The sequence below is a fragment of the Faecalimonas nexilis genome (assembly GCF_059731825.1).
This window is the reverse complement of record NZ_AP029189.1, coordinates 2,372,800-2,388,922: the sequence shown is the minus strand read 5'-3', so window position 1 is coordinate 2,388,922 and position 16,123 is coordinate 2,372,800. Positions and strand designations below refer to the sequence as shown.

The 16,123-nt window shown below is 40.6% G+C and carries 17 protein-coding genes; 16 read left to right on the top strand and 1 reads right to left on the bottom strand.

What is annotated here, in order from left to right:
• Positions 1 to 121: 121 nt before the first annotated feature.
• From mtaB to AC6I5B_RS12145, 8 genes are all read left to right on the top strand, one after another.
• The gene (gene mtaB / locus AC6I5B_RS12180; RefSeq protein WP_004611401.1) at positions 122 to 1,414 is read left to right on the top strand and encodes a tRNA (N(6)-L-threonylcarbamoyladenosine(37)-C(2))-methylthiotransferase MtaB; all 1,293 of its coding nucleotides are present in this window, start codon (positions 122 to 124) and stop codon (positions 1,412 to 1,414) included.
• 57 nt (positions 1,415 to 1,471) lie between these two features.
• A complete protein-coding gene (locus AC6I5B_RS12175; protein WP_004611400.1) occupies positions 1,472 to 1,735 on the top strand; it encodes an IreB family regulatory phosphoprotein in 264 nt (87 codons plus the stop codon).
• 7 nt (positions 1,736 to 1,742) lie between these two features.
• Entirely contained in the window at positions 1,743 to 2,174 is a 432-nt protein-coding gene (gene ruvX, locus AC6I5B_RS12170; RefSeq protein WP_004611399.1) for a Holliday junction resolvase RuvX, read from the top strand.
• A gap of 26 nt (positions 2,175 to 2,200) precedes the next feature.
• Positions 2,201 to 2,461, top strand: coding sequence for a DUF1292 domain-containing protein (locus tag AC6I5B_RS12165; RefSeq protein ID WP_004611398.1), 261 nt, complete (start codon positions 2,201 to 2,203; stop codon positions 2,459 to 2,461).
• Positions 2,462 to 2,488: 27 nt separating this feature from the next.
• The gene (locus AC6I5B_RS12160; RefSeq protein WP_004611397.1) at positions 2,489 to 2,956 is read left to right on the top strand and encodes a Fur family transcriptional regulator; all 468 of its coding nucleotides are present in this window, start codon (positions 2,489 to 2,491) and stop codon (positions 2,954 to 2,956) included.
• Between the two features lie 19 nt (positions 2,957 to 2,975).
• Complete coding sequence (locus tag AC6I5B_RS12155) at positions 2,976 to 4,640, top strand: ribonuclease J (RefSeq protein ID WP_022250599.1); 1,665 nt, start codon at positions 2,976 to 2,978, stop codon at positions 4,638 to 4,640.
• Between the two features lie 72 nt (positions 4,641 to 4,712).
• Positions 4,713 to 5,363 carry an O-methyltransferase gene (locus tag AC6I5B_RS12150; RefSeq protein ID WP_004611395.1) on the top strand — a complete coding sequence of 217 codons (651 nt, stop codon included), beginning with the start codon at positions 4,713 to 4,715 and terminating at the stop codon, positions 5,361 to 5,363.
• A gap of 3 nt (positions 5,364 to 5,366) precedes the next feature.
• Positions 5,367 to 6,593 (top strand): peptidase U32 family protein, encoded by a 1,227-nt coding sequence (locus AC6I5B_RS12145; protein WP_004611394.1) that lies wholly within the window; start codon positions 5,367 to 5,369, stop codon positions 6,591 to 6,593.
• Positions 6,594 to 6,622: 29 nt separating this feature from the next.
• Here AC6I5B_RS12145 and sigK read toward each other — a convergent pair whose 3' ends face one another.
• Positions 6,623 to 7,240: an RNA polymerase sporulation sigma factor SigK gene (gene sigK / locus AC6I5B_RS12140; protein WP_022250600.1), complete on the bottom strand. Its 618-nt coding sequence runs from the start codon at positions 7,238 to 7,240 to the stop codon at positions 6,623 to 6,625.
• A gap of 211 nt (positions 7,241 to 7,451) precedes the next feature.
• Between sigK and AC6I5B_RS12135 the strand changes: the two genes are divergently transcribed.
• From AC6I5B_RS12135 to AC6I5B_RS12100, 8 genes are all read left to right on the top strand, one after another.
• On the top strand, positions 7,452 to 8,978 hold the full coding sequence (locus AC6I5B_RS12135; RefSeq protein WP_071144365.1) for a YifB family Mg chelatase-like AAA ATPase: 1,527 nt from the start codon (positions 7,452 to 7,454) through the stop codon (positions 8,976 to 8,978).
• 4 nt (positions 8,979 to 8,982) lie between these two features.
• Positions 8,983 to 10,059 carry a DNA-processing protein DprA gene (gene dprA / locus AC6I5B_RS12130; protein WP_004611390.1) on the top strand — a complete coding sequence of 359 codons (1,077 nt, stop codon included), beginning with the start codon at positions 8,983 to 8,985 and terminating at the stop codon, positions 10,057 to 10,059.
• A 26-nt stretch (positions 10,060 to 10,085) separates the two neighbouring features.
• Positions 10,086 to 12,170 carry a type I DNA topoisomerase gene (topA, locus tag AC6I5B_RS12125; RefSeq protein ID WP_004611389.1) on the top strand — a complete coding sequence of 695 codons (2,085 nt, stop codon included), beginning with the start codon at positions 10,086 to 10,088 and terminating at the stop codon, positions 12,168 to 12,170.
• A gap of 120 nt (positions 12,171 to 12,290) precedes the next feature.
• Entirely contained in the window at positions 12,291 to 13,073 is a 783-nt protein-coding gene (gene codY / locus AC6I5B_RS12120; protein WP_004611388.1) for a GTP-sensing pleiotropic transcriptional regulator CodY, read from the top strand.
• 58 nt (positions 13,074 to 13,131) lie between these two features.
• Positions 13,132 to 13,461, top strand: a complete 330-nt coding sequence (locus AC6I5B_RS12115) for a hypothetical protein (RefSeq protein ID WP_004611387.1) — start codon at positions 13,132 to 13,134, stop codon at positions 13,459 to 13,461.
• A gap of 83 nt (positions 13,462 to 13,544) precedes the next feature.
• Positions 13,545 to 13,829 carry a co-chaperone GroES gene (locus AC6I5B_RS12110; RefSeq protein ID WP_004611386.1) on the top strand — a complete coding sequence of 95 codons (285 nt, stop codon included), beginning with the start codon at positions 13,545 to 13,547 and terminating at the stop codon, positions 13,827 to 13,829.
• Between the two features lie 27 nt (positions 13,830 to 13,856).
• Entirely contained in the window at positions 13,857 to 15,479 is a 1,623-nt protein-coding gene (groL, locus tag AC6I5B_RS12105) for a chaperonin GroEL (RefSeq protein WP_004611385.1), read from the top strand.
• Positions 15,480 to 15,618: 139 nt separating this feature from the next.
• Positions 15,619 to 16,107 (top strand): DUF6106 family protein, encoded by a 489-nt coding sequence (locus AC6I5B_RS12100; RefSeq protein WP_022250601.1) that lies wholly within the window; start codon positions 15,619 to 15,621, stop codon positions 16,105 to 16,107.
• Positions 16,108 to 16,123: the final 16 nt, after the last annotated feature.

Here is a 16,123-nt window from a genome sequence, read left to right as displayed (position 1 = left end):
ATTTTGTTTTGTTCTATGACTATCTTAAAATGGATGGACACAAAAGTCAAGAAATAAATTGCCAAAGAAAACCGTAACATTTTCGGCAGATTAAACATATATAGAGAGAAAGGAAAAGAATATGAAAAGAGCAGCATTACATAATTTGGGATGTAAAGTAAATGCATATGAGACGGAAGCGATGCAACAGCTTTTGGAAGAAAATGGATATGAGATTGTGCCGTTTAAAGAAGGCGCGGATGTGTATATTATCAATACATGCACAGTGACTAACATGGCGGACAGAAAGTCCCGTCAGATGCTCCATCGTGCAAAAAAGATGAATCCGGATGCAATTGTAGTTGCAGCTGGATGCTATGTGCAGGCAAAAGAAGCAAGCGGAGAAATTGACGAGAGTATTGATATCGTTATCGGAAATAATAAAAAGAAAGATCTGATTCAGATTCTGGATGGGTTTTATGAGAAAAAACAAGGTCAAAATAAGGCTGTAATTGATATTAATCATACACACGAATATGAGGAGATGCACTTGAATAAAACAGCAGAACATACGAGAGCATACATCAAAGTACAGGATGGCTGCAATCAGTTTTGTACCTACTGCATCATCCCGTTTGCAAGAGGAAGAGTGCGAAGCCGTGCAAAAGAAGATGTGGTTCGGGAAGTGACAGAACTTGCAGCAAACGGCTATCAGGAAGTTGTGCTGACTGGAATTCACTTGAGTTCTTATGGCGTGGATTTAGAGAATGAGAATTTACTTTCTCTGATTTTGGCTGTAAATGAGATTGAAGGTATTAAAAGAATTCGGCTTGGTTCATTGGAACCACGGATTATTACAGAGGATTTTGTGAAAACGATTTCGGGTCTTGAAAAGATGTGTCCGCATTTTCATCTTTCGCTGCAAAGCGGATGCGATGAGACCCTTCGCCGAATGAATCGAAGATATACTTCTGAGGAATATTATGAAAAGTGTATGCTGCTTCGCAAATATTTTGCGCATCCGGCTCTTACAACAGATGTGATTGTAGGATTTCCGGGGGAAACAGAAGAAGAATTTGAAAAATCAAAAGCCTTTATCGATAAAGTGGATTTTTATGAGACGCATATTTTTAAATATTCAAAGCGGGAAGGTACAAAAGCGGCAGTGATGGACAACCAGATTCCGGAGCAGATTAAAACAGCGCGCAGTAATGAACTTCTTGAGTTGGGTCAAAAAAAGAGAATAAAATACGAAGAACAGTTTGTAGGAACTACGGTAGAAGTTTTGATGGAAGAACAGATAAAAATCGACGGAGAAAACTATCAGGTCGGACATACAAAAGAGTATGTGAAAGTTGCATTAAAGACGGAAGCAAATTTGCAGAATAAGTTAGTAGATATCCAAATTGATAATCATTCACAAATTATTCATTGAATTTCACAGAAAATTATATTAAAATAGAAAGTGAAGTAAACAAAAGGACGTGAGCAAATGAGTGAATTAAGTAACACACAATTTTTTCAAGTGGGGAACGCACCACAAATTCAGGCAAAAGAGATTCTTGAAATTGTGTATAAAGCTCTGCGAGAAAAAGGGTACAATCCGGTGAATCAGATTGTTGGCTATATTATGTCTGGAGATCCTACTTATATTACGAGCCATAATGGAGCAAGAAGTCTGATCATGAAGATGGAACGAGATGAATTGGTAGAAGAGATGCTGAAGTCGTATATCGAGCATCATTCATGGGAATAAAATAGTTATGAGAGTGATGGGATTAGATTACGGCTCAAAGACCGTGGGAGTGGCGATAAGCGACCCGCTGGGAATTACAGCTCAGGGAATAGAGACAATTCATCGTAAAGCGGAGAACAAGTTACGTCAGACACTTGCTCGTATTGAAGAATTGGTGAAAGAATACGAAGTGGACAAACTTGTGCTTGGCTTTCCAAAGCATATGAATAATACAATAGGTGATCGTGCGGAAAAATCTTTGGAATTAAAAGCAATGCTGGAGAGACGGACAGGTCTTCCGGTTATTATGTGGGATGAACGTCTGACGACTTTGGAGGCAGAACGGACATTGATTGAAAGTAAAGTAAGACGCGAAGACCGGAAAAAATATGTGGATAAGATAGCGGCAGTTTTTATATTGCAGGGATATTTGGATTCGATTCGCATGAATCACGAATAGGATGAAAGAATTCTTAAGGAGAGTTTATGGAAAAAATTAAATTTGTGTTTGATGATACAAAAGATGAAGTGGAATTTTTTGTGTTGGAACAGACAAAAGTAAATGGAAATTCGTATATTTTAGTGACGGATTCCGAAGAAGATGAGGCGGAGTGCCTTATTTTAAAGGATACAAGTGCGGCAGAGGATGTGGAGAGTCTCTACGAAGTAGTAGAAGACGAGAACGAGCTTATGGGAGTGCTGAAAGTATTCGAGGAACTATTAGAAGATATTGATATTGATATGTAACAGATGGCTGCATTTTGAGGGGGCACTATGTCAATTAACCAGGAAGAGTTTAAAGAAATGTTAAAAGCCAAGGGATTGAAGGTGACGAATCAGAGACTGATTGTTTTAAAAGTATTGGATAAGCATCGGGATATCCATATGGCAGCAGAAGATATTTATAAGTTAGTAAAAGCGGAATGTCCGGATATCGGACTTGCTACAGTGTATAGAACGGTACAGTTGTTGTTGGAGATGCAATTGGTGGATCGGATCAATTTGGATGACGGTTGTGTACGGTATGAGATTGGGCATCGGGTAGATGGAGAATCAAAACATACACATCATCATTTGATTTGCAAAGATTGCGGAAAGGTGTTGTCATTTAACGATGATCTTTTAGAGGAGTTGGAAAATCACATAGAGAAAATGACGGGATTCCGTGTGTTAGACCACGAATTGAAATTCTATGGACAATGTAAGGACTGCGCCGAAAAAAGTGCAGAAAAAGTTACATAAAACACATGGAGGTGTAAATTTGAAAAAAGAAAGTAACTCAAAATTGAAAATTATTCCACTCGGCGGATTAGAGCAGATTGGAATGAATATTACTGCCTTTGAATATGAGGACAGTATTATAGTAGTGGATTGCGGATTGGCATTCCCGGAAGATGATATGCTTGGAATCGATCTTGTGATTCCGGATATCACTTATTTAAGAGACAATATTAAAAAAGTAAAAGGATTTGTTATCACACATGGACATGAGGATCATATTGGCTCTCTTCCGTATGTATTGAAGGATATGAATCTCCCGATTTATGCGACAAAGCTGACAATGGGGATTATTGAAAATAAATTAAAAGAGCATAATCTGCTTCGCAGTACAAGACGAAAAGTAGTGCGTCACGGACAGTCGATTAATTTAGGACAGTTTCGTATTGAATTTATCCGTACGAACCACAGTATTCAGGATGCGGCAGCGCTTGCAATTTATTCGCCGGCGGGAACTGTAGTACACACAGGTGACTTTAAGGTAGATTACACACCGGTATTTGGCGATGCCATTGATCTGCAGAGATTTGCAGAGATTGGTAAAAAAGGTGTTTTGGCGATGATGTCAGACAGTACGAATGCAGAGAGACCGGGATTTACGATGTCTGAGCGGACAGTTGGAAAGACATTTGATCAGATATTTGCGGAACACCGTAATACAAGAATTATTATTGCGACATTTGCGTCCAATGTAGACCGAGTACAGCAGATTATTAACTCTGCATATAAGTACGACAGAAAAGTAGTTGTGGAAGGACGCAGTATGGTCAATATTATCTCGACAGCGTCAGAGCTTGGATATCTTCACATTCCGGACAAGACATTAATCGAGATTGACCAGCTGAAAAATTATCCGGACGAAAAGACAGTTTTGATCACGACAGGAAGCCAGGGAGAGTCAATGGCTGCATTGTCACGTATGGCGGCAGACATTCATAAAAAAGTGACAATCAAGCCGGGAGATACCGTTATTTTCAGTTCTAATCCGATTCCGGGGAATGAAAAGGCAGTGTCACGTGTGATTAATGAATTATCACAGAAAGGGGCAGATGTCATTTTCCAGGATGCCCATGTATCAGGACATGCCTGTCAGGAAGAACTAAAGCTGATCTATTCCCTGTTAAAACCGAAATATGCAATTCCGGTACATGGAGAGTATCGTCATTTGAAAGCAAATGCAAAATTGGCAGAAAGCCTTGGTATTCCGAAAGAAAATATTTTCATCATGCATTCCGGAGACGTGCTTGCATTAGATGAAAAAGAGGCAAAGATTGTAGATAAAGTACACACCGGAGCAATTTTAGTCGACGGACTTGGCGTTGGAGATGTGGGAAATATCGTATTACGTGATCGTCAGCATCTGGCGGAAGATGGTATTTTAATCGTTGTTCTTACGTTAGAAAAGAGAACGAATCAGCTTCTTGCAGGACCGGATATTGTATCCAGAGGATTTGTGTATGTGAGAGAATCTGAGAGTCTGATGGAAGAGGCAAGACAAGTTCTTCAGGAAGCACTGGAGAAATGTCTGACGAACCGGAATGCAGACTGGAGCCGTATTAAGCTTGTGATACGTGATACCATGAATGAATTTATATGGAAGAGGACAAAGAGAAAACCTATGATTCTTCCGATTATTATGGATGTATAGAATTAGAGAGAAAGACGGGGAAAATGATTTCTCCGTCTTTGGTTTCGTTATGAATAGAGGAAGGTAAGGGACATGATAGTAGATGAACGTATGGTGACGTTTATTCATTCGCTGGAGACGGAAAACAGTGAGATACTGGAGACGATAGAGAAAGAAGCGCTCGATACTTATGTGCCGATTATCCGAAAGGAGATGCAGAGCTTTTTGAAAGTACTTTTGCAGATCAAAAAGCCGATGCGGATATTGGAGGTCGGAACAGCAGTTGGATTTTCCGCACTTTTGATGAGTGAATATGTTTCGGAAGATTGTAAGATTACAACAATCGAAAAATATGAAAAGCGGATTCCGATCGCCCGCGAGAACTTTAAAAGAGCAGGAAAAGAAGAACAGATCACACTGCTTGAGGGAGATGCACTGGAAATCTTAAAATCACTTGATGAGACGTATGATTTTATTTTTATGGATGCGGCGAAAGGGCAGTACATTTATTATATGCCGGAAGTGGTTCGTCTGTTGGAACATGGAGGTGTGCTGGTGTCAGACAATGTGCTGCAAGAAGGAGATATCATTGAGTCCCGGTTTGCGGTAGAACGCAGAAATCGCACGATCCACAGCAGAATGAGAGAATATTTATATGAATTGAAACACCATAAATTATTGGAAACTTCCATTATCCCATTGGGAGATGGAGTAGCACTTAGTACAAAGATAAGAGAGGAATAAAAAATGGCAAGACATCCTGAATTATTAATTCCGGCAAGCAGTCTGGAAGTATTGAAAACAGCAGTTATGTTTGGAGCCGATGCGGTATATATTGGAGGAGAGGCATTTGGACTTCGGGCAAAAGCAAAGAACTTTTCGATGGAAGATATGCGGGAGGGAATCGCATTTGCCCATGAGCATGATGTGAAAGTGTACGTGACTGCAAATATTTTAGCTCACAATGATGATTTGGAAGGCGTGAGGGAATATTTTCAAGAATTGAAAGAAATCAAACCGGACGCGCTCATTATCGCAGATCCTGCAATTTTTGAGATTGCGGGCGAGATTTGTCCGGAGATAGAGCGTCATATCAGCACGCAGGCGAATAACACAAATTACGGTACATTTAATTTTTGGCATAAGCTTGGCGCAACCCGTGTGGTTACAGCGAGAGAATTGTCTTTGGAGGAGATCAGAGAGATCCGTGCAAATATTCCGGATGATCTGGAGATTGAGACATTTGTACATGGTGCAATGTGTATTTCTTATTCAGGACGCTGCCTTCTGAGTAATTTTATGGTCGGAAGAGATGCGAACCGAGGAGCATGCACACATCCGTGTCGATGGAAATATTCAATCGTAGAGGAGACAAGACCGGGCGAAGTGATGCCGGTATTTGAAAATGAAAGAGGCACTTATATTTTTAACTCGAAAGATTTGTGCATGATCGAGCATATTCCGGAACTTTTAGAATCTGGAATTGACAGCCTGAAAATTGAAGGTCGTATGAAGACAGCGCTTTATGTGGCGACTGTTGCAAGGACATACCGTAAGGCAATTGACGATTATCAAAAAGATCCGAAACTTTACGAAGAGAATATGCCATGGTATTTGGAACAGATATCTAATTGCACATACCGTCAGTTTACTACCGGATTTTTCTTTGGAAAGCCGGATGAGACAACACAGATCTATGACAGCAATACCTATGTGAAGGAATATACCTATCTTGGTATTATCGGAGAAGAAAAAGAGGGAACCTATCGGATTGAACAGAGAAATAAATTCTCTGTCGGAGAGACGATCGAGGTGATGAAGCCAAATGGCGAGAACGTTGAAGTCACTGTAAAACGGATTCTCACAGAGGACGGAGAGGAGCAGGAAAGTGCACCGCATCCGAAACAGGTGTTGTATGTGGATTTGGGAATCAAAGTGGATGCATATGATATTTTAAGACGACGTGAACCATAAGAAATTGTGGCAGTTAGAACTGCGGGATTCTAAAAAAATTCCCGCAGTTTTTCTATTGCACTTTTTTCAATACGAGACACATAGGAACGAGAAATACCAAGCTGAGCGGCGATTTCCCGCTGTGTATATTCTTCCTCGTCGTAGAGACCGTATCGCATTTTCAAAACAAGCCGCTCGCGAGGTGAAAGTTCAGATTCAACTTTTGTGTAGAGCATTTTAATATCCTCTTTGAGAGCAACCTTTGTCTGTGCATCATCATCGTCAGCTTCTATGATGTCAAAAAGCTGTATTTCGTTTCCTTCACGGTCTGTGCCGATTGGTTCATAGAGAGAAATCTCTTTCGATACTTTCTTTTTGCTGCGCAGCATCATCAAGATCTCGTTTTCAATACATCTTGCAGCATAGGTTCCGAGACGATTATTTTTAGAAGGATTAAAAGTTGCAACTGCTTTGATCAGCCCGATCGTTCCGATGGAGATCAAATCTTCCGGATCATCGTCTAAGTATTGATATTTTTTGATGACATGGGCGACAAGGCGCAAGTTCCGCTCGATCAAGATGTGTTTCGCCTCAAGGTCACCCTCGATATATTTTTGTATATAGTATTGTTCTTCAGCTGCAGTTAGGGGAATTGGAAATGATTTCAAGGAAAGCACCTCTTAGCGTATTTAGTATAATGTATGTGCGGACAAAAATATTTGTGCTTTTCCACTTACAAATATTGACAATGAATGAGAAGTATGTAAGAATAAGAGCACTATATTTCAGAAGATATTCGTTCTTCTATAGTACTATCAGGCAGTTCTGCCAGAGATTTCAACTAAGAAAAAAGGAATAAAGAAAGGAGCGTGCAAATGATTGTTTAGCACAGTATTATCCGCTGCACTACAAGGATTACAGGTAGAATTTATTGATGTGGAGGCGGATTTAAGCAATGGATTACCGATGTTTCATATGGTAGGATATTTATCCTCAGAAGTAAAAGAGGCAGGAGAACGGGTACGAACGGCAATTCGCAATTCGGGGCTTGTGATTCCGGCGAAGAAGATTGTTGTGAATCTTTCACCGGCAGATGTCAGAAAGAGAGGGACAGCATTTGACCTTCCGATAGCGGTGTCAATTTTGGCATCACTTGGAGTGGTAAGTCAGGAGAGGCTTGAAAAAACAGTTTTTGTTGGAGAGCTAAGCCTTGACGGAAGGGTGAGAAGTGTGCCGGGAATTCTGCCGATTGTCCTGGAGGCAAAAAAACATGGTTTTCAATCCTGTGTGGTGTCAAAAGAAAATGAAAGTGAAGGAAAGCTTGTCGAGGGAATTGAAGTGATCGGAGTGGAAAATTTAAAAGCGGCATGCGATGTGCTCAATGAGGGCGTTGCTGCAGATCCTACGGAGACAAGAACGGTGAGAGATGCAGGAGAGCATACATACGAATTGGATTATCAGGATATCAAAGGGCAAAAGCTTGCAAAGCGGGCGGCCGAGGTGGCAGTTGCAGGGAACCACAATATGTTGATGATCGGACCGCCGGGAGCTGGAAAAACAATGATTGCAAAGCGGATACCGACGATTTTGCCACCGCTGACAAAAGAAGAAAGCATGGAATTGACAAAGCTTTACAGTATTGTTGGAGGATTGAATGCAAACCAGCCATTGATTTTGGAACGGCCATTTCGGGAGGTACATCATACAACGACAACGTCTGCGTTGATAGGGGGCGGTCTGATACCTCGGCCGGGAGAGATTAGTTTGGCAGATAAAGGTGTTTTGTTTTTGGATGAGATTGCAGAATTTCAAAAGCCGGTGCTGGAAATGCTAAGACAGCCACTTGAGGAACATTTTATAAAAATCATAAGAAATCGGGGAGTGTATCATTTCCCGGCAGAATTTTTGCTGGTGGCGGCTATGAATCCATGTCCTTGTGGAAACTATCCTGATTTGAATAAGTGCCTTTGTACGTCGACTCAGATTCAAGCGTATTTAAGTAAGATCAGTCAGCCGATATTGGATCGAATTGATATCTGTGTTGAGGCTGAACGTGTGGCTTACGAGGATTTACAGGGAGCCCGTGAAGAGTCTTCAAAGGATATCCGAGAGCGTGTGATCATGGCAAGAGAACGGCAAAAGGAACGGTATAAAGGGGAGGGGATTACAACAAATTCACAGTTGAATGCAGAGAAGATAAAGCGATACTGTATTCTTGGAAGCGAGGAGGAAAAGATGATGCGGCAGGCGTTTGAAAAGTTAAATCTCACAGCGAGAATGTATCACAAAATCCTCTGTGTCGCCAGAACAATTGCAGATTTGGCGGGCGAGGAGAAAATCGGTTTGGCGCATTTGAGAGAGGCGATCGGATACAGGACATTGGATAAAAAATATTGGGGCAGGTGACAGGATGAAATATGAATATTGGTTTGCAAATATAAAAGGAATTGGCAATCAGAAAAAGAAAAGAATTCGTAAGCGCTTGGTGAGTGCACAAGAGTTATATTATATAGAAGAAACAGGCTTACAAGCACTTGGAGTGGAAGAAAAGGATGCTCAAATTATTCGGAAAAGTATAGAAACATGGGATTTGGAGGAAGAATATGAGAGGATGCAACAGAAGAAAATTCAGTTTTATCCGTTTTTTCACAGCGATTATCCGGAAAAATTAAAGCAAATCAGTTCACCGCCATATGCGCTTTATGTAAAGGGGAGACTGCCAAAAGAAGACAGGCTTTCAGTGGCGATTGTAGGAGCACGAGAATGCAGTCCTTATGGGAGACAATTGACAAAGGAATTTGCAAAAAAACTGGCAAGTGCAGGAGCGCAGATCATAAGCGGTATGGCAAAAGGGATTGATGGAGCCGGACAGATAGGAGCATTGGAGGAAGGCGGAGATTCCTATGGGGTTTTGGGGTGCGGGGTGGATGTCTGTTACCCTAGAGAACACATTGAGCTGTATACGGAGCTGGAAAGAAAAGGCGGGATTTTATCAGAGCAGCCCATCGGGACAAAGCCGCTGCCGCAGTTTTTCCCTGCCAGAAATCGAATTATCAGTGGACTTTCAGATATCGTACTTGTGATGGAGGCAAAAGAAAGAAGTGGATCTTTGATTACCGCAGATATGGCATTGGAGCAGGGAAAGGATATCTATGCACTGCCGGGACCGATAAACAGTCAGCTGAGCAGGGGGTGCAACCGCCTGATTAAACAGGGTGCAGGGATATTGTTATCGCCTGAGGATCTCTTAGAAGAGCTATCGTTTGTTTGTGAAGAAAAAGTGAAAAAATTAACGGAAAATAAAATAGCACTTGAAAGTCCAGAAAATTTGGTGTATAGTTGTCTCGATTTGTATCCAAAGAACCTAAACGAATTGGCGGACCTTACAGGGCTGACAATTCCGGCGTTGATGGATGTGCTGGTGAGTTTAGAGTTACAAGGATATATTCGTGAATTTTCAAAAAATCATTATGTTAGATTGAGATAGATAGAACGATAGTGGAGGAATTATAAATGGCACGTTATCTTGTAATCGTAGAGTCTCCTGCGAAAGTAAAGACAATTAAAAAATTTTTGGGGAGTAATTATGTTGTTACGGCGTCAAACGGGCATGTACGTGATTTGCCAAAGAGTCAGCTTGGAATTGACGTGGAACATGACTTTGAACCAAAATATATTACCATACGCGGAAAAGGGGATATTCTTGCTAATTTAAGAAAAGAAGTGAAGAAAGCGGATAAAGTATATCTTGCAACTGACCCCGACCGTGAGGGAGAAGCGATTGCATGGCATTTGTCAAAAGCGTTAAAACTGGAAGACAAAAAGATGTACCGTATCAGTTTCAACGAGATTACCAAGAATGCGGTAAAAGCATCGATCAAAGACGCAAGAGAGATTGATATGAATCTGGTAGATGCACAGCAGGCAAGAAGAGCGTTGGATCGAATTGTTGGCTATAAGATCAGTCCTCTTCTCTGGGCAAAAGTAAAGAGAGGCTTGAGTGCGGGACGAGTACAGTCTGTGGCGCTGCGCATTATTGCAGACCGTGAGGAGGAGATCAATGCATTTATTCCGGAAGAATATTGGACACTGGATGCAAAGATTAAAGTAGAAGGGGAGAGAAAGCCTCTCCTTGCAAAATTCTATGGAACAGATGGGAAAAAAATAGTCATCCATTCAAAAGAAGAACTGGAACAGATTATGAAGGCAGTCGAGGATGTACCATATTATGTAGACGATATCAAAAAGGGAGAGAGGACAAAGAAAGCACCTCTTCCGTTTACTACGAGTACATTGCAGCAGGAAGCATCAAAAGTGCTGAACTTTGCAACACAGAAGACAATGCGAATTGCGCAGCAGCTCTATGAAGGAATTGACATCAAAGGAAATGGAACAGTCGGTGTGATCACGTATCTGCGTACAGACTCAACAAGAATTTCCGAGGAAGCAGATGCGAATGCAAGAGAATACATTTCGCAGAATTATGGAGAGAGCTATGTATCGGCGGTGGCGAAAAAGGCGGATGACGGGAAGAAAATTCAGGATGCGCATGAGGCGATCCGTCCGACAGATATCACAAGAACACCGGCGGCTTTGAAAGAATCCCTTACAAGGGATCAGTTCCGATTATATCAGCTGATCTGGAAGCGATTTGTGGCAAGTAGAATGAACCCGGCAAAATATGAGACGACTTCGATCAAAATTGCAGCTGGCGAGTATCGTTTTTCTGTTGCGGCATCCAAAAACGTATTCGAAGGATTTCGGGCTGTTTATGTGGAAGCGGATGAGGAAAAAGAAGAAAACAATGTACTTGTAAAGAGCATCGATAAGGATTCGAAGCTTACAAAAGAAGAACTGGATCCAAAACAGCACTTTACACAGCCGCCGGCACATTATACAGAGGCATCACTTGTAAAGGCATTAGAAGAGCTCGGGATCGGGCGTCCAAGTACGTATGCGCCGACAATTTCAACAATCATTGCAAGAAGATACGTGGCGAAGGAAAACAAAAACCTTTACATGACAGAGATTGGTGAAGTTGTAAATAATATCATGAAACAATCGTTTCCAAGCATCGTAGATGAGAATTTTACAGCAAACATGGAAGGCCTGCTCGACATGGTTGCAGAAGGAAAAGTTGCCTGGAAGTCTGTGATCAGTAATTTCTATCCTGATTTGGAGGAAGCAGTGCAAATAGCTGAAAAAGAGCAGGAAAGTGTCAAGATTGAAGATGAAGTGACAGATGTAATCTGTGAAGAATGTGGAAGAAATATGGTGATTAAATACGGGCCACATGGCAGATTTCTTGCATGTCCGGGGTTCCCGGAATGTAGAAATACAAAACCATACCTTGAAAAAATCGGTGTACCATGTCCGGTATGCGGAAAAGATGTGGTTCTTCGAAAGACAAAAAAAGGAAGAAAATATTACGGATGTGAAGATAATCCGACTTGTGAATTCATGTCATGGCAAAAACCATCCAAAGAGAAATGTCCGAAGTGCGGAAGCTATATGGTAGAAAAGGGAAATAAACTGCTCTGCTCAAATGAAGAATGCGGGTATAAAACAGATATAAAAAATGATGAAAAAAATGAATGAAATGTTGAAAAAAAACAAATTGTATGATAACATACAACTATACACATATTTTTTCTGAGTTGTGTGTATGATTAGGTAAATAGTTTGTAAAATCAAGTGTCACATAATGGAGGCGAAGATATGAGTGTACAATTATTGGATAAGACTAGAAAAATTAACAGATTATTGCACAATAACAATTCAAGTAAAGTCGTGTTCAACGATATCTGTGAGGTATTAAATGAGATTCTCGCATCGAATGTATTAGTGGTGAGCAAAAAAGGAAAAGTGCTTGGAAGTGGCCAGTGGAAAGATGTAGAAGTGATACATGAGCTGATCGATAATGAAGTTGGAAGCCATATTGATGAGATGCTCAATGAAAGACTGCTTAGTATTTTGTCGACCAAAGAAAATGTGAATCTTCAGACACTTGGATTTTCACCAGAGGTTGTCAAAGGATATCAGGCGATCGTGACACCAATCGACATTGCGGGAGAAAGACTTGGAACGTTGTTCATTTATAAAAAAGATGAACTTTACGAGATCGATGATATTATTCTAAGTGAGTATGGAACAACTGTCGTGGGACTGGAGATGCTGCGCTCTGTCAATGAAGAAAGTGCCGAAGAGATTCGAAAGGAACAGATTGTGCAGTCGGCGATCAGTACACTTTCCTTTTCAGAATTGGAAGCAATCATTCATATTTTTGATGAATTGGAAGGAACAGAAGGAATTCTTGTGGCGAGCAAGATCGCAGACAGAGTTGGGATTACGCGATCTGTTATCGTGAATGCACTTCGAAAATTCGAAAGTGCCGGGGTGATTGAATCACGTTCGTCCGGTATGAAGGGAACATATATTAAAGTGGTAAATGACTATATTTTTGAAGAACTAGATGCGATCAAAAAGAAAAAATTGAAATAACAATAAGAGAAGGGGGTCAGAGTTCTGGCTCCCTTGAGTTGTACAAGGAGAGGGAAACATGTACGAAGGGAAAAAAGCAGAGTTAGAAATGAAAAAAGCGATTCTTGCCGGAGGAATATTGGAATCAAAAGTATTTCAGTGTAAGATTTTAGCATATCACGCGGAGGAGGAACGCGTATATTTACTTTTAGAAGATGATTCACTTGCGGATATTGTACTTGATGCAGTCTATGAATGTCGGATAGAGACAGGAACAACATGGCACGGCAGTGAGGGAAGAATAAAAGAACGCTACTACAATGAACACGGAAAAATTTTAGAATTCCAAATAGAAAATGGATTTTATAAAAATAGTATAAAGTCTGTTGACAAACAGGAAGTGGAGTGATATTTTATAACTAAAGCAAATTAGCACTCGGACAAAGTGAGTGCTAATAAACTGATAACATAGTATGAAGGAGGCAGTTTGATATGAAATTAGTACCATTGGGAGACAGAGTCGTATTAAAACAATTAGAAGCAGAGGAGACAACCAAATCCGGAATTGTATTGCCGGGACAGACAAAAGAAAGACCTCAGCAGGCAGAAGTTGTTGCGGTAGGACCAGGTGGAATGGTTGATGGGAAAGAAGTAACAATGCTCGTATCAGAAGGAGATCAGGTTATCTATTCGAAATATTCGGGAACAGATGTAGAATTAGATGGTGAAGAATATATTGTTGTAAAACAAAGTGATATTTTAGCTGTTATTAAATAATAAAAAGATAATAGGAGGCAAATAATCATGGCAAAAGAGATTAAATATGGAGCAGAAGCCAGAAGTGCTTTAGAAGCTGGTGTAAATCAATTGGCAAATACAGTAAGAGTAACATTAGGACCAAAAGGAAGAAATGTAGTGCTTGATAAATCTTTTGGCGCACCGCTTATCACAAATGACGGAGTGACAATTGCAAAAGAGATCGAGTTGGAAGACGCATTTGAAAATATGGGTGCACAACTAATTCGTGAAGTTGCTGCAAAGACGAATGATGTTGCCGGAGATGGTACAACAACAGCAACTGTTTTAGCTCAGGCTATGGTTCATGAAGGAATTAAGAACCTTGCGGCAGGAGCAAATCCAATCGTACTTCGCAAAGGTATGAAGAAAGCTACAGATGCAGCTGTTGAAGCTATCGCATCTATGAGCAGCAAAGTAGAAAGTAAAGAGAGAATCGCAAATGTTGCGGCAATTTCAGCAGGAGATGTGGAAGTTGGAGCAATGGTAGCAGATGCGATGGAAAAGGTATCGAATGACGGTGTGATTACAATCGAAGAATCCAAGACAATGAAGACAGAATTGGATTTGGTAGAAGGTATGCAGTTTGACCGTGGATATATTTCAGCATATATGGCTACAGATATGGAGAAGATGGAAGCAAACTTAGAAGATCCATATATTTTGATTACAGATAAAAAGATTTCTAATATTCAGGATTTATTGCCACTGTTAGAGCAGATTGTACAGTCAGGAGCAAGACTTCTTATTATTGCAGAAGACATCGAAGGAGAGGCGCTTACAACATTGATCGTAAACAAATTACGTGGAACATTCAATGTAGTTGCAGTGAAGGCACCTGGATATGGCGACAGAAGAAAAGCAATGTTGGAAGATATTGCAATCTTAACAGGCGGACAGGTGATTTCTGAAGAACTTGGATTGGACTTAAAAGAGACGACACTTGATCAGTTAGGTCGTGCAAAATCTGTAAAAGTACAGAAAGAAAACACAGTCATCGTAGATGGAATGGGTGACAAAGATGCAATCAATGGTCGTGTTGCACAGATTAAGGCGCAGATTGAAGAGACAACATCTGAATTTGATAAAGAAAAATTACAGGAAAGACTTGCTAAACTTGCAGGTGGTGTAGCTGTTATCCGTGTGGGTGCAGCGACAGAGACTGAGATGAAAGAAGCAAAACTCCGCATGGAAGATGCACTTTCCGCAGCGAGAGCAGCAGTGGAAGAAGGAATCGTTGCAGGTGGTGGATCTGCTTATATCCACGCATCAAAACAGGTTGCGAAGCTTGCAGATGAATTAGAAGGAGATGAAAAGACAGGAGTTAACATTATCTTGAAAGCTTTGGAAGCTCCATTGTTCCACATTTCAGCAAATGCAGGACTGGAAGGCTCTGTAATTATCAATAAAGTAAGAGAACAAGAACCAGGAATCGGATTTGACGCATATAACGAAGAATATGTAGATATGGTGAAAGCGGGAATCCTTGATCCGGCGAAAGTGACAAGAAGTGCATTACAGAATGCAACAAGTGTTGCATCAACATTATTGACAACAGAATCAGTAGTGGCAAATATCAAAGAAGACGCACCGGCTATGCCAGCAGGTGCACCTGGAATGGGTATGATGTAATCAATGATATAAAATCAGAAGGCGGAGCTGTGAGACAGTTCCGCCTTTTGATTTTATGATAATTTAATTAGAAGAAAGCTTGTAGAGTATATTGAAGTTGTGCTACAATAATAATATGAATTTACAAGTGGAGGTTAGTATGAGTGACTATTACACAGAACAATTAGTAAAACAAAAAGCAAAAGCATCATCAATGATAGCAAAGACAGCGTTGATAGCAGTTACGGTGTTGTCGTTTTTTCTTGTGCTGCTGTTTCCGATGGCGATGATTATTCCGGTCATTATGGTTGTTGTGGATATCGTTTTATTCAAGCGTTTTGATCTGGAATTTGAATATCTGTATGTCAACGGAGATCTTGATATTGATAAGATTATGGCAAAACAAAAAAGAAAAAGAGTGTTTGAGATGAATGTAAGAGATATGGAAGTACTTGCACCTACAGGCTCTATTGAACTGCAGCAGTATCAGAGAACAAAAACATATGATTTTAGTTCCGGAGTGGAAGGCGCAAGAACATATGAGATGGTGACAATCTCTCAGGGACAGACTGTGAAAATTATTTTTGAGCCAAATAAAACGATTTTGGAAGGCATGAAAATGCTTGCGCCGAGAAAAGTGTTTATTTAGTCTTGACAGAAACGAA